The following is a 21,820-nucleotide window of genomic DNA, read 5'->3' on the forward strand; positions in this document are numbered from 1 at the left end:
CGATACCTCAGTCGCGCCGGGTCTGCAGGTAGTCGAACAGTTCCTGGTTGTTCTGCAGCCCCAGCTTGCGCTTGGCTTCGGCCTTCTGCCGGCTGATGGTCTTCGGGCTGCGCCCACAACGCTTGGCGACTTCGTTCACGTTGAGGCCGATCGCCAGCAGATCCAGCACTTCCTTCTCGCGTGCCGACAGCGGTGCCGGTTCGCGCGGGAACAGCAGGTCGCGGGCCTGCAGGTGATGGCGCAGCTGCTGGGAGACGAATACGTGCCCGGCCAATGCGGCGTTCAGCGCCTGGGGCAGCTCGGCAAAATCGGCGCACTTGTCGACCAGGCCACTGATGCCCTCCCGCAGCAGGCCGTCCAGCAGGCCGGGATGGCGGGCGCCGGTGAGCACCACCACCGGCAGGCCAGGGCGACGCACGCGCAGCGCGTCGATCAGCTCCGGACCGTCCGGGCCGGCACCCGGCATCGACAGGTCGGTCAGGACTGCATCGCAGACGTGGCGGTCCACCAGGTCCAGCAGCTGGGCGCCGTCACGCGCACTGCCGACGATGTCCATCAGGTAGGTCTGCAGCACGATGGCGATGCCATGCAGGACCACGGGATGGTCGTCGGCAATGATGATGCGTGGACGCACGCGGTTCCTCGAAGATCGAACAGGCCACGGCGGGCGGCAGCCAATGCCTGATTCTGCAAAAGCGCAGGCCCCTGGAGGTATAGGAAAGGTCCGAAACCGATACCGGGTGAATGCCGGGTCAATGCAGGCGGGCTCCATCTGCTGATAGCCGCCCGCTATGTGCACCGGGCACCGGGACATTACCGACCTTCGGGTAAGCTAGCGCCCTCGTTTGCACAGGAATTCCAGGTGGCTGACTCCCCCAACGCTTCTCCCGCGCCGGCCCGCGCGCTGGAAGGTCAGAAACTGCTGTTGTGCGTCGGAGGCGGGATCGCGGCCTACAAGGCCTTGGAACTGGTGCGGCGCCTGCGCGACGCCGGTGCCCAGGTGCAGGTGGCGATGACTGCCGGTGCCCAGCAGTTCGTCACTCCGCTCAGCTTCCAGGCGCTGTCCGGGCAGCCGACCCGCACCACGCTGTGGGACAGCGCCGCCGAACAGGCCATGGGCCATATCGAACTGGCGCGCTGGGCCGATCGCATCGTGGTCGCCCCAGGTACCGCCGATCTGCTCGCGCGGCTGGCCCAGGGCCACGCCGATGACCTGGTCAGCACCCTGTGCCTGGCCAGCACCGCGCCGCTGACGATCTGCCCGGCGATGAACCACCGCATGTGGCTGCATCCGGCCACCCAGGCCAACATCGCCCTGCTGCGCCAGCGCGGCGCGCAGGTGATCGGCCCGGTCGACGGTCCGCTGGCCGAAGGCGAATCCGGTCCGGGTCGTCTGGCCGAGCCCGGCGACATCGTCGCCGCGCTGGCGGCCAATGGCAGTGCTGCAGCGGCGGTTGCCGCACCGGAAACCCACGCGCTGCAGGGCCTGCGCCTGCTGATCAGCGCTGGCCCGACCTATGAAGACATCGATCCGGTGCGCTACGTCGGCAACCGCAGCAGCGGCAAGATGGGCTTTGCCCTGGCTGCGGCCGCCGCGACGATGGGCGCCCAGGTGGTGCTGGTCAGCGGCCCGGTGCAGCTGCCGACGCCTCCCGGCGTGCAGCGTGTGGACGTGCGCTCGGCCGCGCAGATGCGTGATGCCGTGCTGAAGTCGTTGCCGGCCGACATCTATATCGGTGCCGCTGCGGTGTCCGACTACACACCGCGCCAGGTTGCACCGCAGAAGCTGAAGAAGACCGCCGAGAGCCAGTCGCTGGTGATCGAGCTGGTGCGCACGCCGGACATCCTGGCCGAAGTTGCCGCGCAGACGCAGTCGCTGAAGCTGGTGGTCGGCTTTGCCGCCGAAACCCACGACGTGGAGAAGTATGCGCGTGGCAAGCTGGTCGACAAGCGCCTTGACCTGGTGATCGCCAACCAGGTCGGCATCAGCGGCGGTGGTTTCGAGAGCGACAACAATGCCGCCACTGCCTTCTGGCAGGACGGTGAACAGGTATTCCCGGCCACCTCCAAGCGCGAGCTGGCCGAACAACTGCTGGCGCTGATCGCGCGGAGACTCCAGGCATGACCCAGGCTTTCACTTCCCAACCCCTGCAGGTCAAGCTGCTCGATCCGCGCTTTGGCGACAGCTGGCCGCTGCCGGCCTACGCCACCGAAGCCAGCGCCGGCATGGACCTGCGCGCGGCGCTGGATACCGCGCTGACCCTGCAGCCGGGCGACACCGCGCTGGTGCCCAGTGGCCTGGCCATCCACATCGCCGACCCGCACCTGTGCGCGGTGATCCTGCCGCGTTCGGGGCTCGGCCACCGCCACGGCATCGTGCTCGGCAATGGCACCGGCCTGATCGACGCCGACTACCAGGGACCGCTGCTGATCAGCGTCTGGAACCGCGGCCGCGAGGCGTTCACCATCGAGCCGGGTGATCGCATCGCGCAGCTGGTGGTGGTGCCGATTGCCCGCGTCAGCCTGCAGGTGGTGGATACTTTCACCGACAGCGTGCGCGGAACGGGTGGATTCGGCCATACCGGGGTGCGTTGACAGGGGACATCGATGAGCGGCATCGGGGAAGGACAGCGGGGACGGTCGTTGGGACGCAGTGCACCACTACTGGGGGTGCTGCTGGTCCTGCTGGCCGGCTGGTTCGGATGGAGCGCGGTGCAGCAATGGCGCCAGGAGGCCAACGGCCAGGCGCTGGAAGCTGCGCGCGACCAGGCTGTGCAGGGCCTGCAGGAGGCCGCCGCCGGCCAGCTGAAGCAGCTGCAGCAGCAGCTGAAGAACGAGCGCGTGCAGCAGGCGCTGCAGGCCGGCGATGCCGCTGCGGCGGCACTCGCGGTCCGCGAGAGCTGGACCGGCGTCGAGCATGCTGAAGTGCTGACCGCCGATCTGGCCAATGCCTACGCCGACCCGGCCACGTTCGGCTATGCCCGCCTGGCGTTGCTGGAAGGAGCGCTTGCCGAGGCCGGCCCCAGCCTGCGCGTGGTCCGCGATGGGGGTGGCAATCGTCTTGGCCTGGCGGCACCGGTGCCGCTGGGCAGCCTGGGCCCGGCAGTGCTCTACGTGCGCCAGCCATTGCTGCGCCTGACCTCGCCGCTGGACCAGGTGAGTGCGCCATCGGCCGGTTTCCTTGGCCTGCGCCAGGGCGCGCATGACCTCGTCGCCCTGGGCGATGCCAGCCTGGCCGAAAGTGCCGAAGTCCTGGCGCGGCCGATCCCGGGTACCCCGTTGCGGCTGGTGGCCGCGGTACCCAATATCGAACCCGGTCCGCTGGGCCTGGGTTCGCTGGCCAGCGCCATCGTTGCGCTGCTGCTGGCGTTCATCGCCGTGCTGCTGGTGGTGGGTCGCGGCCGCCTGCCGAAGACGCTGCCGCTGCCGCGGCGTGCGGCCGTGGCGGAAGCGGATCATGGCCCGACCCTGAGCGAGAGCCTGCAGATGGCGCCGCCGCCGGTGGCCGGGGCCAGCACCACTGAAAGTGCACCGCCGCCCCCGCCGCCGGTTCCGGCCGAGGAACTGGCGGCCGGTATCTTCCGCGCCTACGACATCCGCGGCGTGGTGGGCAGCCAACTGACGCCGAAGACCGCCGCGCTGATCGGCCAGGCCATCGGTACCGTGGCACTGGAGCAGGGCCTGCGCGAGGTGGTGATCGGTCGCGATGGCCGCCTGTCCGGCCCGGAACTGGCCGCAGGATTGGCCGAGGGCCTGCGCCGCGCCGGTTGTGCGGTGATCGACATCGGCCTGGCGCCGACTCCGGTGGTGTACTACGCCGCCTTCCACCTGCGTACCGGCACCTGCGTGGCGGTGACCGGCAGTCATAACCCGCCCGAGTACAACGGTTTCAAGGTTGTCATCGGCGGCGAGACGCTGTCCGGCGATGCCATCACCGATCTCTACGCGCGCATCGTCGAGGGCCGCCTGGTACAGGCTGCGGAGCCGGGCGATTACCAGCAGAGCGATGTCAGTGCCGACTACATCCAGCGCATCGCCGACGACGTGCAGCTGGACCGTCCGCTGAAGGTCGTGGCCGATGCCGGCAACGGCGTGGCCGGCGCACTGGCACCGCAACTGCTGGAAGCCATCGGTGCTGAAGTCATTCCGCTGTACTGCGATGTCGACGGTACCTTCCCCAACCATCATCCCGACCCGAGCGAACCGGCCAACCTGGAAGACCTGGTGCAGACGGTCAAGCGCTTCGGGGCCGACCTCGGCGTCGCCTTCGATGGCGATGGCGACCGGTTGGGCGTGGTCAGTGCTGACGGCAAAATCATCTATGCCGACCGCCTGCTGATGCTTTTCGCCGCCGACGTGCTGATGCGCAACCCCGGCGCGATGGTGATCTACGACGTGAAGTGCACCGGCAAGCTGTCCGACCACGTGCTGCGCAATGGTGGCAGCCCGCTGATGTGGAAGACCGGGCATTCGCTGATGAAGGCGAAGATGCGCGAGACCGATGCCGAACTGGCTGGCGAGATGAGCGGCCACTTCTTCTTCAAGGAGCGCTGGTTCGGTTTCGACGATGGCCTGTATGCGGCGGCGCGCCTGCTGGAGATCCTGGCCCAGCGCGAGGAGACCCCGGACGAGGTACTGGGCGAGCTGCCGGAGATGGTGGCCACGCCGGAGCTGAAGGTGCCGGTGGCCGACGGCACGCCGCATGCGCTGGTGGCAATGCTGGTGGCGGCGGCGCAGTCGCCGGACAACCCGTATGTCGGCGGCCGATTGTCGACCATCGACGGCCTGCGCGTGGACTTCCCCGATGGCTGGGGCCTGGTGCGGGCCTCCAACACCACGCCGGTGCTGGTGCTGCGCTTCGAGGGCAACGACGAGGCCGCACTGGAACGCATCCAGGCGCTGTTCCGCAGCCAGCTGCAGCCGGTGCTGGGCGACACCCCGCTGGGGTTCTGACCCCTTTGGAAGCTGCAGCAGAATGGGTAGTGCCGCTGGCCGGCAAGCCGGCAAGCCCATGAACCTCACACACCCTGCAGTTGCCGGCCAGCGGCCGGCACTACCCCTTGAACCGCAATCCCACGCCCGGCTCGGTGAACAGGTAGCGCGAATCCAGCGCTGAATCACCCAGCTTGTGCCGCAGTTTGCCGACCAGGATGCGCAGGTAATGGGTGTCGTGCTGGTGGGTCGGCCCCCAGATCTCCTGCAGGATCTGCGGCTGGGTCACCACGCGCCCGGCATTGCGTAGCAGCAGCGACAGCAGCGCGTATTCCTTGCGGGTCAGCGCCACCGGTTCACCATCGAGTGCCACTTCACGGCGCACCAGGTCCACATGCAGATGGCCATCGTCGAACACCGGCGGTGTGCCATCGGTCGGCACGCTGCGCGTGCGCAGCAGCGCCCGCACGCGCGCCATCAGTTCCTGCGTGCCGAACGGCTTGGTCACGTAGTCGTTGGCGCCGGTATCCAGTGCGCGCACCTTCTCGGCTTCGCCGGCGCGCACGGTCAGCATGATCACCGGCACCTGGCTCCACTGCCGCAGCTGTTCCAGGACCTCGTGGCCTTCCATGTCCGGCAGGCCGATATCCAGGATCACCAGGTCCATGTCCTCGCTGGCGGCCAGCTGCAGGCCTTCCTGGCCGGTGGCGGCCTGCCGCACCTGGTAGCCTTGCGCGCGCAGGCTGATGTCCAGGAACCGGCGGATCTGGGTTTCATCATCGATCACCAGCACGCGTGCGGCCGGCACGCTGGCATCAATCGGGGTCGGGCTCATCGTGGGAGGCTGGCTTGAGCAGGGGCAGGGTGATGCGGATCAGGGTACCGCGACCGTCGCGTCCGGGCAGCGCCTGCACGCTGCCGCCATGTGCGCCGATCATGCCCTGGCAGATGGTCAGGCCCAGGCCGGTGCCGTGGCGGCCGCGGTCGCCGCGCTCGACGCTGTAGAACATGTCGAAGATGCGCGCGCGTTCGTCGTCGGGAATGCCGGGGCCGGCATCGATCACGTCGATGCGCAGCTGGCCGTCCAGTTCGCGCGCCTGCACCTGCACGGCGGCATCGGGCGGCGAGAACTTGGCCGCGTTCTCCATCACGTTGAACACCGCCTGCTCGACCAGCGCCGGGTGCACCCAGATCGGCGCCAGCGTGGCCGGGATGTCCAGTTCCAGCCGCACCTTCGGCTGGTAGCGCTGCAGGCGCCGCGCCGCCGAGCCGATCAGTTCGTCCACGCCGATCCAGTCGCGGTTGATTTTCAGCCCTTCGTGGCCGAGGCGGGTCATGTCCAGCAGGTTCTGGATGTAGCGATCCAGCCGTTCGCCTTCGACTAGGATGGTGTCCAGCAGAGCACGGCGATCGGCCGTATCCATCGCCGCGCCATAGCTGGCCAGGCTGTCGGCCGAACCGATCATCGCCGCCAGCGGTGAGCGCAGGTCGTGCGACACCGAAGAGAGCAGGGCCGAGCGCAACCGCTCGGTCTCGTTGCTGACGTGTGCCTGCTCCAGTTCCGCCACCAGCCGCGTGCGCAGCGCGGCCTGTGCGATGTCATCGACCATCGCTTCGGCCAGCTGCCGTTGTTCGGGCAGCAGGCGCGCCTGCGCGCCGGGCAGGTACAGGCCAGCCACGCCGATGGCGCGGTCTTCGCCATCCAGCAGGGGCAGGAACCACCACTGCGCACCGGCCAGGGTGTCGGTGAAGCGGCCGCTGGGCTGGCCGTGGCGCAGGGCCCAGTCGGCGGCGGCCAGATCGGTATCGCCCGGCTGCGAACGGCCACCGGTTGCGGTATCGGCGCCGATCCGCAGCCACGCAGGTACGTCCATGGCCTGTTCCAGTGCGTGCCGACCCGCCTGTGCCACCTCGCCATTGCCGGCCGCACTGGCCAGCTGCCGCCCCAGCTGCTGGCGCGCGCGCGCATGGCGGTTGGCCGCACGCAGCGCGATGACCTGCATGCGCAGGCGCGAGGCCAGGCGCCCGGCCACCAGTGCCGCGGCCAGGAACAGGAACACGGTGATCACGCCCTGGCGTGCACCGATGGCGAAGGTGAAGCGCGGCGCGATGAACAGGAAGTTGTAGGCGAGGAAACACAGGATCGCGGCCATCACCGCCACGCTGGCGCGCGTGCGTGCGGCCACCAGCACCACCGCCACGATGAACACCATCGACAGGTCGGCCATGCCCACCCAGTGTTCGGCCAGCCACGCCACCGCACAGGCCAATGCGGTCGCGATCAGGGCTTGTGCAGGCTCGTAGCTGATGCCGCGCATCGGCGGCAGCAGGCTCTCGCGGCGCGAGCGTGCGCGTGCCTGCGGCGTGCTGATGATGGTGATCTCGTAATGCGCGCCACGCTGGATCAGCTGCTGGGTCAGGGTGCGGTTGAACATCCGTGCCAGTGGACGTTCGCGGGTACGGCCCAGCACCAGGGTCGACACGCCATTGTGCGCGGCGTGGTCGAGCAGGGCATCGGCGATGCTCGATCCGTGCAGCAGTTCGGCGTCGCCGCCCAGGCGCCGTGCCAGCGCGAAGGCTGCATCGATCTCACGCCGGGTCGCCTCGTCCTGGCGTCGCCCCTGCACGGTCACCACCGTCCACGGTGCGTCGCGGCGCTCGGCGATGCGCCTCGCCACGCGCACCAGGTATTCACTCTGACCGCCGCCATCAATGGCCACCAGAACGCCGCGACGCAGGGGCAGATTGCCTTCGCCACGCGCGGCGCGGGTTTCGCGCAGGCTGCTGTCGACGCGGTCGGCGGCCTCCTGCATCGCCAGTTCGCGCAGCGCGGTCAGGTTGGCCGGTGAGAAGAACGCCTGCAGTGCCTGTGCGGCCTGTTCGGGCACATAGACCTTGCCCTGCTGCAGGCGCGCGATCAGTTCGCGCGGCGGCAGGTCCACCAGCACGATGTCGTGCAGTCGGTCCAGCACACCGTCCGGCACGGTCTCGCTGACGCGCACGCCGGTGATGCGCATCACCACATCGTTGAGGCTTTCCAGATGCTGGATGTTGACCGTGGTCCAGACGTCGATGCCGGCGTCCAGCAGCTCCATCACGTCCTGCCAGCGGCGCTCATGGCGGCTGCCCGGCGCGTTGCGATGGGCCAGTTCATCCACCAGTACCAGCGCTGGGTGCCGCGCGAGCACGGCATCCAGGTCCATCTCCTGCAGGGTGTGGCCGTGGTAGGCCACCGCTTTCAGCGACAGCTGCGGCAGGCCCTCCAGCAGCGCCTGGGTATCGGCGCGGCCGTGGGTTTCCACCAGCCCGACCACCAGGTCAACGCCGCGGCGCAGCTGTTCCTGCGCGCGGGTCAGCATGGTGTAGGTCTTGCCCACGCCCGGCGCCGCGCCGAGGAACACGGTCAGCTTGCCGCCGGCTTCGCGTTGCAGGCCTTCGACCAGGGCATCGGCCTGGCGGGTACGCGCATCAGTCATGGGTGCCGCTGTCATGGCCGCCATTGTGCGCGCAGCCGGTGTCGGCCGGCATCACGGCGCCTTGGCCGCGTGGTCCAGCGCGAAGTTCAGCGTCACTACGTTCACCCGCGGCTGGCCGAACAGGCCCCACTGGCGGCCTTCGGTATGCGCCTGCACCAGCGCTTGTACGCGCTCCACCGGCAGGCCACGGGCACGCGCTACGCGTGCCACCTGCAGCTGAGCCGCCGCCGGCGACAGCTGCGGATCCAGGCCGCCTGCGGACTGGGTGACCAGATCCGCAGGCACCTGCGCCGGCGCGACACCTTCGCGTGCGGCTACCGCAGCCGTGCTGGCGGCCACGCGCTCGGCCAGTGCCGGGTTGCTGCGCGCCAGGTTGGAACCGGCCGCGGCCATCGGATCGTAGTTGGCCGCTGACGGACGCGCCTGGAAGTAGCCGTCACCGGTGAACGGCTGCGACAGCCATGCCGAGCCGCGCACCTGGCCGCTGCCATCGCGCAGCAGGCTGCCTTCGGCCTGGGTCGGGTAGGCCAGCCCGGCAAAGCCGGTGGCGATGCCGGCGTAGACCGCGCCGGCCAGCAGCAGGGTGGCCAGGCCCAGGCCGATCGCCGGGCGCCAGCAGGCGCCATCCTGCAGGCTGGCGACGCGGGCCTCGGCCTTGGCGTCGCCCGGAAGGGAAGATGAGGTGGAAGCAGAACGGTTCATGCGCCGAATACCAGGACAAGGAAGAGGTCGATCAGCTTGATTGCCGCGAACGGCAACAGCACGCCGCCGAGGCCGTACACCAGCATGTTCCGGCGCAGCAGCGCGGTGGCGGTGGCCGGACGGAAGCGCACGCCACGCAGGGCGAGCGGGATCAGTGCGGGAATCACCAGGGCGTTGAAGATCAGCGCCGCCAGCACCGCATTGCGGGGGCTCGACAGCTGCATCACGTTCAATGCGGCCATGGTCGGAACGGCCGCGGCAAACAGCGCCGGCAGGATCGCGAAGTACTTGGACACGTCATTTGCCAGCGAGAAGGTGGTCAGCGCACCGCGGGTGATCAGCTGCTGCTTGCCCACTTCCACGACCGCCAGCAGCTTGGCCGGGTCTGAATCGAGGTCGACCATGTTGCCGGCCTCCTTCGCCGCCTGCGTGCCGGAGTTCATCGCCAGGCCGATGTCGGCCTGGGCCAGCGCCGGGGCGTCGTTGGTGCCGTCGCCGACCATCGCCACCAGGCGGCCACCGGCCTGCTCCTGGCGGATGCGCGCCAGCTTGTCTTCCGGCCGCGCTTCGGCGATGTAGTCGTCGACGCCGGCCTCGGCAGCGATGGCGGCGGCGGTCAGCGGGTTGTCACCGGTGATCATCACCGTGCGGATGCCCATCGCCCGCAGCTGCGCGAACTTCTCGCGCATGCCGTGCTTGACCACGTCCGACAGCTCGATCACGCCCAGCACGTGTCGCCCCTCGGCCACCACCAGCGGGGTGGCGCCGTTGCGTGCCACCTGCTCGACGCGACCTGCAAGTTCCGCAGGCACGTTGCCACCCAGCGCCTGCACGTGAGCACGGATCGCATCGGCGGCACCCTTGCGGATCTGCCGCCCATGTTCCAGGTCCACGCCGGACATCCGGGTCTGGGCAGTGAAGGCCAGGTAGTCGGCATGGTCCGGTTCGGCGGTGGCGCAGCCCTGTTCGCGCGCAAGGCGCACGATCGACTTGCCTTCCGGGGTCGGGTCGGCCAGCGAAGACAGCAGCGCCGCTTCACGCAGCTGGCTGGCGTCGATGCCGGCCAGCGGATGGAAATGGCTGGCCTGGCGGTCGCCGTAGGTGATGGTGCCGGTCTTGTCCAGCAGCAGCACATCCACGTCTCCAGCGACTTCCACCGCCTTGCCCGACTTGGCCAGCACGTTGGCGGCCAACGCACGGTTCATGCCGGCGATGCCGATGGCCGGCAGCAGCCCGCCGATGGTGGTCGGGATCAGGCAGACCAGCAGCGCGATCAGCAGCAGCGGATCGACCTGCACGCCTACCGCCGCGCCGATCGCCGGAAGCGTCGCCACCACCACCAGGAAGGTCAGCGTCATCGCCGCCAGCAGCAGGGTCAGCGCGATCTCGTTCGGCGTCTTCTGCCGGTTGGCACCCTCCACCAGGGCAATCATCCGGTCCAGGAAGCTGTGGCCCGGCTCGGCGGTCACCCGCACGATGATCTGGTCGGACAGCACCTTGGTGCCGCCGATCACGCCGGAACGGTCGGTACCGGCCTCGCGCAGCACCGGCGCGGACTCGCCGGTCACCGCCGCCTCGTTGATGGTGGCCAGGCCCTGCACGATCTCGCCATCGGCCGGCACCAGCTCACCGGCACTGACGATCACATGGTCGCCCGGGCGCAGCTCGGCGGCAGGTACCTGGGTTTCCGCAGCCCCCGGCTGCGGTGCGGCCAGGCGGCGCGCCACCAGGTCCTGGCGCGCGCGGCGCAGCGATGCGGCCTGGCCACGGCCACGTGCTTCGGCCACCGCTTCGGCGAAGTTGCCGAACAGCACGGTCACCAGCAGGATCGCGGTCACCGCCAGGCCAAAGCCCAGCGGCGCATTGCCGGTCAGGGTGACGATCGCGGCAACGATCGTACCGGCCATCACCACCGCCATCACCGGGCTGCGCACCAGGTGCATCGGCGACAGCTTGCGCACCGCCTCGATCAACGCACGGCGCAGGCCGGCGCCATCAAGCAGCGCAGGGCGCGGGGCAAGGGAACTACGGGTGGAACTTGCGTGGGTACTCATCGGGGTGTCCTCAGTGCAGTCCCAGGCTGAGGTGGTCGGCGATCGGGCCGAGTACCAGCGCCGGCATGAACTGCAGCACGGTCATGATGACGATCACCGAGACCAGGGTCAGGGCGAAGGTCGGGGTTTCGATCTGCAGGCTGCCGGCAGACTCCGGCGCTTGGCGCTTGGCGGCCAGCTGTGCGGCCACCACCAGCGGGATGATCAGCAGCGGGAAGCGGCCCAGCAGCAGCACCAGCGAGCAGCTCAGGTTCCACCACAGCGTGGCGTCGCCCAGCCCCTCGAAACCCGAGCCGTTGTTGGCGTAGGCCGAGACGTACTCGTAGAACACCTGGCTGATGCCATGGAAGCCAGGGTTGGAGGTACCGGCCAGCCCGGGCACGGCCAGGGTGATCGCGGTGAACACGAGAAGGGTGATCGGCTGCAGCAACACCAGCAGGGCCAGCAGGCGTACCTGTGGCGTTTCCAGCTTGCGGCCGAACAGTTCCGGCGTACGCCCGGTCATCAACCCGGCCAGGAACACGCCAAGCAGCAGGTACACGATGAACTGCTGCAGGCCACAGCCGATGCCGCCCCAGATCGCGCTGACCAGCATGTTGACCATCGCAATGCCGCCACTCAGCGGCGCCAGCGAGTCATGCATGCCGTTGACCGAGCCGTTGGAAACCTGGGTGGTCACCGCGGCCCACAGCGCCGTGCCGTCGGCGCCGAAGCGCACCTCCTTGCCTTCCATCAGCAGCGGCGTGGCGGCGCTGGCACTGTGCCCTTCACTCCACATCATCGCGCCGGTGGACAGCAGCGACATGCCCAGCATGCAGCTGAACACCAGAGCGCCGAACCGGCGCCGGCCGGTGAACGCACCGATCATGAAGATCACCGCCATCGGCACCAGCAGGATGCCAACGATCTCCAGCGCGTTCGACAGCGGGGTGGGGTTCTCCAGCGGGAAGCTGCTGTTCGGGCCGTACCAGCCGCCACCGTTGGCGCCAAGCTGCTTTGCCGCGACCATCGCTGCCACCGGGCCCAGCGGCAGTTTCTGCTGGGCCATGCCGGCGCTGGCATCGATCGGCGAGGCCTGCGGGCCACCGGCCATCGTCGAGGGCACGCCCTGGCTGGTCAGCAGCAGCGTCCACACCAGGCACAGCGGCAACAGGAAGCGCACGCACAGGCGCACCACATCCACATAGTAGTTGCCCACCGCCACTTGGCGGTCGTCGCCGGCACCGGTGGCCGCCGCAGCCTGCGGCGCGCGCGAGAACAACGCGCGCAGCGTGGCCACCGCCAGCGCCAGGCCCATCATCGGCGTCACCACCTGCAGGCCGGTGATGCCGGTCATCTGCGAGAGGTAAGACAGCTGCGCCTGGCCAGAATAGTGCTGCTGGTTGGTGTTGGTCAGGAACGAGATCATCGTATGCAGTGCGGTGTCCCAGCGCATGTTCGGGATCTGGTCCGGATTCAGCGGCAGCCAGGCCTGGGTCATGAACACCGCCTGGGTCAGTACCGCGACCACCACGTTGCTCAGCACGAAGGCCAGCACGTAGCCGCGCCAGGACATCGAACGTACCGGATCAACACCGAACATCCGATACAGCGGCTTCTCGATCCAGTGGAACAGCACGTCCACCTTCATCGGCGTGCCACGCATCACGCGGGCCAGGTACAGGCCCAGCGGCCACGCCAGCAGCAGGCTGGCGGCAATAATCACAAGCATCTCAGTCATGGCCGGCTCCGCTCAGAACGACTCGGGCCGCAGCACGACATAAAGAAGATAGGCGGCGGCGACCAGCACCAGCACGCCACACAACAACGACAGCCAGGGGGACATTGCAATAGCGTCCTGGTGGAACCCCTCCACCTCAGGTCGTCATCGTCGTCCTGCCGCCCATAAACGCACTACGCGCCGGACCGGGCCGACGCGTAAAGAGTGCATAAATTCCGTGGGCCAACCCGTAACCAGGCGCCGACTACTGTAGAGCCGAGCCCATGCTCGGCTGCTCTTTCCCAAGGTCACGCGGAGCCGAGCATGGGCTCGGCTCTACAAGCGAATCACGGGGCCTGGCTCGCCGGTGCCACGCCCTTCAGCTCGCGATAGCGCTGCAGGGTGCTTTCAATTTCGGCCTTCAACGCCTGCTGCTGCTGCAGGAACCCGGCCTGCAGGCGCTGCTGCGACTGCAGTTGTACATGCCGCTGGCGGATCGCCTCGGCCTGCTTGTCGGCCACCTTGCCACCGGCCAGTTCGCGGTCACCGGCGGCCGACAGCAGCGCCACCAGCGATTCGCGCAGGCTGGTGACGTTGTACTCGGCTGTCTTCAGGTTGTTGTCCAGCACTTCCTGGCGTTCGGCGAACACCCGGCGCAGGTCGTCCTCGCTGCCATAGGTGGTCAGCATCGCCTGCTCGGTGCGCTGGCGGGTCTGCGCAGCCATCAGGTCCAGCTGCTGCTGCGCGGCCACCGTGCTGGCGGCGGCACGCTCTTCGTCGGTCAACGCGCGCTGGACCTGCGCATTGCGCAGGCCGCTCTTCGCGTTGAACTCTTCGCGGGCGTGATTGACCGCATCGGCCGGCAGCGAATCACTGCAGATCCGCTCCTTGCCCTCGTTCCAGCAGTACAGCTTCTTCTCCACCTTGTCGCCACCCCGCGACTGCGCCGGCAGCGTGAACGGCATGGCCAGCAGCAGGCCGGCAAAGAGAACAGCAGGAACTCGGGACATGACCTTTCCCCTGGTCGGTCAGCGGATCGAACGGACGCCGTACTGGGCCCGGTAGGCTTCCAGCGGCTGCCGGTAGCCCACAAGTTCCGGGTTGCCGGAGGCGAAATCAAGCAGATCGGCCAGCGATGCCACGGCGATCACCGGAATGCCGGCCTCCTCGGCCACCGACTGCGCCGCCGAACGGCGATCGGTTTCCGAAGCGATCTCCTGGCGGTCAAGCGCCACCACGATGCCGGCCGGGGTGCCACCGGCAGCGCGAATGATGCCCAGCGCTTCGCGGATCGCGGTACCGGCGGTGATCACGTCGTCGACGATCAGCACGCGCTTGCCATTCATGTCCGCGCCGATCAGCTGGCCGCCTTCGCCATGGTCCTTGGCTTCCTTGCGGTTGAACGACAGCGGCAGGTCGCGGCCACGCTGGGCCAGCTCACAGGCCATCGCGGTGGCCAGCGGGATGCCCTTGTAGGCCGGGCCGAACACCACGTCGTACTTGATTCCGGTGGCATCGATGGCATCGGCGTAGCAGGCGCCAAGCTGCGACAGCAGCGAACCGGAGTCGAAACGACCGGCGTTGAAGAAATAGGGGCTCAGCCGGCCGGACTTGAGGGTGAACTGGCCGAAGCGCAGGGCGTCGGCGGTCAGGGCCAGCTGCAGGAAACGGTGGCGGTGGTCGCTCATCAAAACTCGATTCATCTTCATTTGGAGCATAAATCCTAATCCAGCTGGGCGTTTCGCGCTCGTCCGGACCCGTGTGAAGGGCGTCGCGGCCTGGCCGGGCAGACTGCGCAGCCCCGTGGGCAACCGGTATGCTTGCCCGGTTTCCTGTCGTAGGTCCCTTGCATGCGCATCATCAGTTTCAACGCCAATGGCATCCGTTCCGCCGCGACCAAGGGCTTCCTCGACTGGTTCCGTGCCCAGGACGCCGACGTCCTGTGCATCCAGGAGACCAAGGCCCAGGAAGACCAGCTGACCGACCCGATGTTCCGTCCGGATGGGCACCACTGCTTCTATCGCGATGCCATCACCAAGAAGGGCTACAGCGGCGTGGCGATCTACAGCAAGCGCGAACCGGACCAGGTCATCACCTCGCTGGGCTGGGCCCCGTTCGACGACGAAGGCCGCTATATCGAGGCACGCTACGGCAACCTCAGCGTGGTCTCCTTCTACATCCCGTCCGGCAGCTCGGGCGACCTGCGCCAGGGCTTCAAGTTCGAAGTGATGGAATGGCTGCGGCCGATCCTGGAGGAGTGGGCGCGCAGCGGCCGCGACTACGTGCTGTGCGGCGACTGGAACATCGTGCGTTCGGCGCTGGACATCAAGAACTGGAAGTCCAACCAGAAGAATTCCGGCTGCCTGCCGGAGGAGCGCGACTGGCTCAACGCCCTGTGCGCCGACCATGGCCAGGCCACCGATGTCGCCGCCGGCCGTGGCTGGGCCGATGCCTACCGCCTGCTCAACCCCACCGGCGAGGATTACACCTGGTGGAGCAACCGCGGCGCCGCCCGTGCCAACAATGTCGGTTGGCGTATCGACTACCAGTTCATCACCCCGGGCCTGCGCGACAAACTGCGTAGCTGTTCGATCTACCGCGACGAGCGCTTCTCCGACCACGCCCCGTTCACCGTGGACTACGACCTGTGACCGAGGCCGCCAAGCCGCGCCGACCGTGGCAGCAGGTGTTGTCCAACCTGAGCCAGCGCAAGGTGCTGGCGATGCTGCTGCTCGGTTTCAGTTCGGGCCTGCCCATCTATCTGGTGGGCAACACGCTCGGCTTCTGGATGCGCAAGGAAGGCATCGAGCTGAGCACGATCGGTTTCCTGTCATGGGTCGGGCTGGCCTACACCATGAAGTTCCTGTGGGCGCCGATCGTCGACAAGACCGACGTGCCTCTGTTCGGTCGTTTCGGCCGCCGCCGCGGCTGGATGCTGCTGTCGCAGCTGGTCGTGGTGGTGGGGCTGGTCGGCATGGCACTGGTCCAGCCCAAGGGCGGCCAGATCCAGTTCCTGGGTGTCGACTGGCAGCACATCGTCGTATTCGGCGTGATGGCCGTGATCGTGGCGTTTGCTTCGGCCACCCAGGACATCGTCATCGATGCCTGGCGCATCGAAAGCGCTGACAACAGCGAGCAGCTCGGCCTGCTGACCTCATCCTCGGCGCTGGGCTACCGCACTGCCTTGCTGGTCACCGATGCGCTGATCCTGATCATCGCGGCCCGTGTCGGCTGGCAGGTCTCCTACGAGATCATGGCCGTGCTGATGGCGCTTGGCGTGGCGGCCGTGCTCATGGCCCGCGAGCCCGCGCGGGAAGTGGCTGCCGTGCAGGCACAGGCGACCTCGCTGTGGACGCCACGCGGTCTGTTCGACGCCGTGGCCGGGCCGTTCATCGCCTTCGTCCGCGAACACCGCAGCGGCGCGATCCTGATCCTGGTGGCCATCAGCATCTATCGCATGGCCGACTTCGTCATGGGGCCGATGGCCAACCCCTTCTATGTCGATCTCGGCCTGGACGAGGACACCGTGGGCGCCGTGCGTGGCTCGGTGGGCCTGGTCGCGACCTTCGTCGGCATTGCTGCGGCGGGCCTGGTTTCGGTGCGCTGGGGCGTGCTGGCGGCGCTGATGGTGGGCGCCGTGCTGGGGCCGGCCTCCAACCTGGCGTTTGCCTGGCTGGCCTATTCCGGCCCGGACACAACCCATTTCGCCGTGGCCATGGCCATCGACAACTTCGCCAGCGGTTTCGCCGGTACGGCGCTGATCGCCTATATGTCGAGCCTGACCAGCATCGGATACACGGCAACCCAGTACGCGCTGCTGAGTTCGTTCTACGCGATGCCCGGCAAGGCGCTCAAGGGACTCTCGGGGTGGTCGGTACAGGCGCTCGCACAAGGCCGGACGCTGCTGGAAGGCTACGCGCTGTTCTTCGTCGGTACCGCGTTGGTGGCGATCCCGGTGGTGATCCTGTGCGCCCTGCTGATCCTGCAGCAGCGTCGTCGCCAGGCCGCCAGCTCGACCTGATTGCCTGCCCGTCCGGTCTGCGGGATCATCGCCCCGACGCGCCGAGGGGGCGGTGCCTTGCGAACGGGGAAGCGAGCATGGCCGACGTTGTGCTGCGGGACCTGGACCCGCTGCTGCTGGAACGCATCAAACGCGTCGCGGTCGCCCGCGGCTGGACTCACGAACAGACCTGCGCCGCCTTGCTGGAGCAGGGCCTGTTCAGCAGTGAACTGGAGGTCCGCTCCGGCTTCGGCGATCCCGAAGTGGACGCACTCTCCGACGCCATCGCCGCCCTGCAGGCCCTGCCGGCAGGGCAGGGCTTCGATTAGCGGCCGCGCCGCAATGCTGTAGAGCCGAGCCCACGCGCGGCTGCCCGGTAGATCCACGCCATGCGTATATGGCGCCACCTCACGCCAGGTGGATCGCCCCCAGGATCCGCGGCCCTTTGGCCCCGGTCACGCTCGGCAGGTTGCCGGCCAGTCCCTCCATGGTCCGCTGCGCCAGCCACGCAAAACCCATCGCCTCCACGTATTCCGGGTCCAGCCCGTGTACCGCGCTGGACTCCACCTGCACTCCCGGCAGCCGCGCCGCCAGGCGCGTCATCAGCTGCCGGTTGCGTACCCCGCCGCCACAGACCAGCAGGCGCCGGGTCTGCGGCTGCTGCGTCAGCAGCGCATCGGCCACGGTTGCCACGGTCAGCTCCAGCAGGGTGGCCTGCACATCGGCGGCGGCGTACTGGCCTTCCCCCATGTGCGCCTCGGCCCAGGTCAGGTGGAACTGCTCGCGCCCGGTGCTCTTCGGCGGCGGCAGCGCGAACCACGGGTCCGAACGCCAGCCGGCAAGCAGGCCCTCGTCCACCGCGCCGCTGGCGGCGTAGGCGCCGTCGGCATCAAAGGTGCGGCCGGTATGGCGCTGGCACCAGGCATCCATCAACGCGTTGGCCGGGCCGGTATCGAAGCCACGCACCGCACCTTCGCGCGGGATCAGGGTCAGGTTGGCGATGCCGCCCAGGTTGAGCACCGCGCGGTCCTCATCGGCGGTGCCCAGCATGCCCAGGTGGAAGGCCGGCATCAGCGGTGCGCCATGGCCACCGGCTGCCAGGTCGCGGCGGCGGAAGTCGGACACCGTGGTGATTCCGGTCAGCTCGGCGATGCGGTTGCCGTCGCCCAGCTGCACGGTGAACGCCGGATCGGCCAGCGGGCGGTGGCGCACGGTCTGGCCGTGCGAGCCGATCGCGCGCACCTGGCTGCGGTCCACGCCGGCTTCGGCCAGCAGCTGGTTGGCCGACTCGGCGAAGTTGATCGCGATGCGCGCATCCAGCTCGCCGAGCTCCTCCAGCGAGTCCAGCGGGCCGCCTTCACCCAGCGCCACCAGCCGCGCACGCAGCACCGGCTCCCAGCGGGCGGTCAACCCGTGCACGAAGCGGCAGCCACCGTCGGCGGGAAACTGCACCAGCGCGGCATCGATGCCGTCGGCGCTGGTGCCCGACATCAGGCCAAGGTACAGGGGAGCGTCAGCGTCGGCAGGTGTGTTCATGGCAGGCATAAAAAAAGGACGCGGCAAGCTTGTGCTGCCGCGTCCTTCTTCGTCAACGAAGGGGCTCAGCCGCGCTTGCGGCCGGTTGCCTGCTTGTCCTTGGCGCTGGCAACCTCGGTGGCGGCCTCGTCGCGGCTGGTCGGTGCCGGGCTGGCATCGGCGTAGATCAGCTTCTCCATGCCCTGGATGCGGGCCATCGCCGGCGCGGTCTGCGCGCGGAAGGCGACCAGCTCGGCGCCCTTCAGCGGCTCCGGCGGCGGCATGGTCACGGTCAGCGGGTTGCGGTGCTCGCCGTTGACGCGGAATTCGTAGTGCAGGTGCGGGCCGGTGGCCATGCCGGTCGAGCCGACGTAGCCGATCACCGTGCCCTGGGCCACGCGCTGGCCGGTCTTGATGTTCGCAAAGCGCGACATGTGCCCGTACAGGGTGGTATGGCCGCGGCCGTGATCGAGGATCACCACGTTGCCATAGCCGCGCTGCACGCCGGCGAACTGCACGCGGGCGTCGCCGGCGGCCATGATCGGGGTGCCGGTGCGCGCGGCGTAGTCCACCCCCTTGTGCATGCGCATCTTGCCCAGCACCGGGTGCTTGCGCGCGCCGAAGGTCGAGCTCAGCCGCGCGAACGGAATCGGCATGCGGATGAAGCTCTTCTTCAACGAACGGCCGTTGATGTCGTAGTACTCGGCCTTGCCGTTGCGGTCGAAACGGAAGCCGGAATAGGTCTTGCCGCCGGTGGTGAAGGTCGCCGCCAGGATCTTGCTGGTGTCCACCTTCTCGCCTTCGCGCCAGGTTTCATCCATCACCACGCTGAAGCGGTCGCCCGGCTGCAGGTCCTTGGAGAAGTCGATGTCGTACTTGAAGATCTCGTCGGTCATCGTCGCGATCGCCGAGGGCGACAGCCCGGCCCGCCGGGCCGCGGCATACAGCGAACTGGTGATCTCACCGCTGGTGACCACGGTGCGCGTGGAGGTCTCGCGTCGGGTCACCTTCTCCTTGATGTCATCGCCAACCAGGCTCAGTTCCACCCGGTTATCGGCATCGCGGTCGAAACGGATGCTGCGCAGGTCGCCGGACAGCGGCATGTCGAAGGCTATCTCGGCACCGGGGCGCAGCTTGGTCAGCGCCTCGCGCGCCCCCGGGTGGTCCAGTACCCGGTGCAGGGTGGTGGCCGGAATGCCGGCCTTGTCGAACAGGTCGCTCAGGGTCTGGCCACGCTGCACGCGCAGCACCTGCCAGCTGTCGCCCGGCACCTGCTGCTGGCGGGCCATGGTCAGCGGCGGCAACGGCAGTGCCAGGCTGGTATGGCTGTCGGCAAAGGGGGCGTCGATGGTGTGCGAGAAGCCCGGCACGATCGTCGCCACCAGGGCGCCGATGGTGGCAAACAGGCTGGCATGCACCCAGTGGCGGCGGGTCCAGCGCTCATTGAAGGCCGCGGGAAGGTGTTGCCTGAGCTTCCGATGCAGGGCGTTGTCGTGCAGGACGTGGAGGCGTTCCTGGAAGCGCTGCTTGCGTGCGCGCCCTTGTTCGGAGTTGTGCATCGGCGGTTCTTTCCTTGCAGCCCGGGAGCGCGGGCCTGATCGCCGGTTACCATAGACACCTGATAAAAGCGCGTCAAACCCTTGTGCCCATTGGCTTTTGTGAAGCCAATCGGGTTAACTTTGCTTTAACACCCCACACAAGAATCGGCGTTGCCGGGAGTAGTCACGTGTCCTCGATTGAAGAAGCCCTTGCCCTGATCGGCCGCGGTGCCGACGAGATCCTCAAGCTCGAGGATCTGCGTGCGCGCCTGCAGGAAGGCCGCCCGCTACGGATCAAGGCCGGCTTCGACCCCACCGCCCCCGACCTGCACCTTGGCCATACGGTGCTGCTGAACAAGATGCGCCAGTTCCAGGACCTCGGCCACCAGGTCATTTTCCTGATCGGCGACTTCACCGGCATGATCGGCGACCCTTCCGGCAAGAGCCTGACCCGCAAGCCGCTCAGCCGCGACGATGTGCTGGCCAACGCCCGCACCTACGAGGAGCAGGTCTTCAAGGTGCTGGACCGCAGCCGTACCGAAGTCCGCTTCAACTCGGAGTGGTTCGGCAAGATGGGCGCGGCCGACATGATCCGTCTGGCCGGCCAGCACACCGTGGCGCGCATGCTCGAGCGCGACGATTTCGCCAAGCGCTATGCCGCCCAGCAGTCCATCGCCATCCATGAGTTCCTGTACCCACTGGTGCAGGGCTACGACTCGGTGGCCCTGGAGGCCGACGTCGAACTCGGCGGCACCGACCAGAAGTTCAACCTGCTGATGGGCCGTGGCCTGCAGGAACACCACGGCCAGAAGCCGCAGGTGGTGCTGACCATGCCGCTGCTGGAAGGCCTGGACGGCGTCAACAAGATGTCCAAGTCGCTGGGCAACTACATTGGCATCAGCGAGCCGGCCATCGACATCGTCACCAAGACAATGAAGGTGGACGACACCCTGATGTGGCGCTGGATCGAGCTGCTGTCCTTCGACATCGGCCAGGCCGAGGCCGTGCAGCTGCGCGAGCAGGTGGCCAATGGCGGCCTGAACCCGCGCGTGGTCAAGCTGCGCCTGGCGCGTGAACTGGCCACCCGCTTCCATGACGCCGCGGCGGCCGAACAGGCGATCGCCGGTTGGGAAGCGGCGGTGACCGGGCAGGGCGACATCACCCAGCTGCCGCTGCAGGAGGTGGCGATTCCGGCCGAGGGCCTGCGCATCGCCGCGTTGCTGACCGCGGCCGGCCTGACTCCGAGCAACTCCGAAGCGAACCGCAAGCTCAAGGAGCGTGCGGTGAAGGTGGATGGCGAAGTGGTCGAAGACGGCCAGCAGGTGCTGCAGCCGGGCTTCGAAGGCCTGCTGCAGGTAGGCAAGCGCACCTTCGCCCGCGTACGCCTGATCGCTGGCTGACATCAAGGAAGGGCCGGCGCCAGCCGGCCCTTCCTTATGCTCTTGTAGAGCCAAGCCCACGCTCGGCTGCTCTTCACGGGTTCCTACCGCAGCGCGGCGCATGAACAGATGCAACATCCGGTGAAAAAAATCGCCACACCCCCTTCACAAATGATGGGAATGGGGACATACTTCTCCTCCCCCGTCGCAGGGGTCGCCACCAAGGGGCTTCAGCGACAACAGGGCGCCCACCACCGCCGAACGAGATGATCGAACGAAGGTGTTGACGGACTGAAAAAGTCTGGCATAATGGGCGGCTCGCTACGAAGGAAACTTCGCAGCACACGGGAACGGCGCTGAGGCCACTTCCCCGGATCTTTGAAAGTATGCGCAGGTATCTTGTGAAGGCGCCTGCAGGAAGGATGATTGTCCATCTTGCAGACGTTTGATCAAGCAACTATTAATTGTTTTAAAGCAAGCGATACGTTGCCAGCATCAATCATCTGCAGCTTTAAATTTTGATCT

General features: G+C 67.8%; 18 protein-coding genes. 7 read left to right on the plus strand and 11 right to left on the minus strand.

The features are described from left to right. Window positions 1–7: 7 nt before the first annotated feature. Complete coding sequence (locus ROV95_RS04550) at window positions 8–634, minus strand: response regulator transcription factor (protein ID WP_312543252.1); 627 nt, start codon at window positions 632–634, stop codon at window positions 8–10. A 228-nt stretch (window positions 635–862) separates the two neighbouring features. Between ROV95_RS04550 and coaBC the strand changes: the two genes are divergently transcribed. The 3 genes from coaBC to ROV95_RS04565 are packed head-to-tail and all read left to right on the plus strand — an operon-like array spanning window position 863 to window position 4,953. Further along, window positions 863–2,125, plus strand: a complete 1,263-nt coding sequence (gene coaBC, locus ROV95_RS04555; protein ID WP_111097663.1) for a bifunctional phosphopantothenoylcysteine decarboxylase/phosphopantothenate--cysteine ligase CoaBC — start codon at window positions 863–865, stop codon at window positions 2,123–2,125. Further along, window positions 2,122–2,595, plus strand: a complete 474-nt coding sequence (dut, locus tag ROV95_RS04560; RefSeq protein WP_005411999.1) for a dUTP diphosphatase — start codon at window positions 2,122–2,124, stop codon at window positions 2,593–2,595. The genes coaBC and dut overlap by 4 nt, the downstream gene beginning before the upstream one ends. Before the next feature lie 12 nt (window positions 2,596–2,607). Beyond that, complete coding sequence (locus tag ROV95_RS04565) at window positions 2,608–4,953, plus strand: phosphomannomutase/phosphoglucomutase (RefSeq protein WP_312543255.1); 2,346 nt, start codon at window positions 2,608–2,610, stop codon at window positions 4,951–4,953. 100 nt (window positions 4,954–5,053) lie between these two features. Here ROV95_RS04565 and ROV95_RS04570 read toward each other — a convergent pair whose 3' ends face one another. From ROV95_RS04570 to pyrE, 8 genes are all read right to left on the minus strand, one after another. Further along, entirely contained in the window at window positions 5,054–5,767 is a 714-nt protein-coding gene (locus ROV95_RS04570; protein WP_312543257.1) for a response regulator transcription factor, read from the minus strand. Then, window positions 5,748–8,408 (minus strand): sensor histidine kinase KdpD, encoded by a 2,661-nt coding sequence (locus ROV95_RS04575; protein ID WP_312543258.1) that lies wholly within the window; start codon window positions 8,406–8,408, stop codon window positions 5,748–5,750. The genes ROV95_RS04570 and ROV95_RS04575 overlap by 20 nt, the downstream gene beginning before the upstream one ends. A gap of 51 nt (window positions 8,409–8,459) precedes the next feature. Continuing rightward, on the minus strand, window positions 8,460–9,110 hold the full coding sequence (kdpC, locus tag ROV95_RS04580) for a potassium-transporting ATPase subunit KdpC (RefSeq protein ID WP_312543260.1): 651 nt from the start codon (window positions 9,108–9,110) through the stop codon (window positions 8,460–8,462). Beyond that, complete coding sequence (gene kdpB, locus ROV95_RS04585; RefSeq protein ID WP_312543261.1) at window positions 9,107–11,164, minus strand: potassium-transporting ATPase subunit KdpB; 2,058 nt, start codon at window positions 11,162–11,164, stop codon at window positions 9,107–9,109. The genes kdpC and kdpB overlap by 4 nt, the downstream gene beginning before the upstream one ends. A gap of 10 nt (window positions 11,165–11,174) precedes the next feature. Next, window positions 11,175–12,884, minus strand: coding sequence for a potassium-transporting ATPase subunit KdpA (gene kdpA / locus ROV95_RS04590; protein WP_312543262.1), 1,710 nt, complete (start codon window positions 12,882–12,884; stop codon window positions 11,175–11,177). A gap of 12 nt (window positions 12,885–12,896) precedes the next feature. Beyond that, window positions 12,897–12,989 carry a potassium-transporting ATPase subunit F gene (locus ROV95_RS04595; RefSeq protein WP_005407770.1) on the minus strand — a complete coding sequence of 31 codons (93 nt, stop codon included), beginning with the start codon at window positions 12,987–12,989 and terminating at the stop codon, window positions 12,897–12,899. Window positions 12,990–13,210: 221 nt separating this feature from the next. Next, a complete protein-coding gene (locus ROV95_RS04600; protein WP_312543263.1) occupies window positions 13,211–13,873 on the minus strand; it encodes a hypothetical protein in 663 nt (220 codons plus the stop codon). An 18-nt stretch (window positions 13,874–13,891) separates the two neighbouring features. Beyond that, complete coding sequence (gene pyrE, locus ROV95_RS04605) at window positions 13,892–14,551, minus strand: orotate phosphoribosyltransferase (RefSeq protein ID WP_010486876.1); 660 nt, start codon at window positions 14,549–14,551, stop codon at window positions 13,892–13,894. 162 nt (window positions 14,552–14,713) lie between these two features. On the opposite strand from pyrE, the gene ROV95_RS04610 reads away from it, so the two are divergent. The 3 genes from ROV95_RS04610 (at window position 14,714) to ROV95_RS04620 (ending at window position 17,192) form a co-directional block, all read left to right on the plus strand. Then, window positions 14,714–15,514, plus strand: coding sequence for an exodeoxyribonuclease III (locus tag ROV95_RS04610; protein ID WP_005420469.1), 801 nt, complete (start codon window positions 14,714–14,716; stop codon window positions 15,512–15,514). Continuing rightward, on the plus strand, window positions 15,511–16,884 hold the full coding sequence (locus ROV95_RS04615; RefSeq protein ID WP_312543264.1) for an MFS transporter: 1,374 nt from the start codon (window positions 15,511–15,513) through the stop codon (window positions 16,882–16,884). The genes ROV95_RS04610 and ROV95_RS04615 overlap by 4 nt, the downstream gene beginning before the upstream one ends. A 77-nt stretch (window positions 16,885–16,961) precedes the next feature. After that, entirely contained in the window at window positions 16,962–17,192 is a 231-nt protein-coding gene (locus ROV95_RS04620; protein ID WP_005407775.1) for a hypothetical protein, read from the plus strand. Between the two features lie 79 nt (window positions 17,193–17,271). Here the strand turns inward: ROV95_RS04620 and ROV95_RS04625 are convergent, their stop codons facing one another. Both ROV95_RS04625 and ROV95_RS04630 read right to left on the minus strand, forming a co-directional pair. Then, entirely contained in the window at window positions 17,272–18,399 is a 1,128-nt protein-coding gene (locus tag ROV95_RS04625; protein WP_180877591.1) for an anhydro-N-acetylmuramic acid kinase, read from the minus strand. Window positions 18,400–18,464: 65 nt separating this feature from the next. Next, window positions 18,465–19,937, minus strand: a complete 1,473-nt coding sequence (locus ROV95_RS04630) for a peptidoglycan DD-metalloendopeptidase family protein (RefSeq protein WP_312543266.1) — start codon at window positions 19,935–19,937, stop codon at window positions 18,465–18,467. Window positions 19,938–20,104: 167 nt separating this feature from the next. Here ROV95_RS04630 and tyrS point away from each other — a divergent pair, with 167 nt between their 5' ends. Then, window positions 20,105–21,316 carry a tyrosine--tRNA ligase gene (gene tyrS, locus ROV95_RS04635; RefSeq protein WP_021203122.1) on the plus strand — a complete coding sequence of 404 codons (1,212 nt, stop codon included), beginning with the start codon at window positions 20,105–20,107 and terminating at the stop codon, window positions 21,314–21,316. Window positions 21,317–21,820 lie beyond the last annotated feature (504 nt).

This window comes from Stenotrophomonas maltophilia group sp. msm1 (assembly GCF_032025805.1).
GTDB classification, from domain to species: Bacteria; Pseudomonadota; Gammaproteobacteria; order Xanthomonadales; family Xanthomonadaceae; genus Stenotrophomonas; species Stenotrophomonas hibiscicola.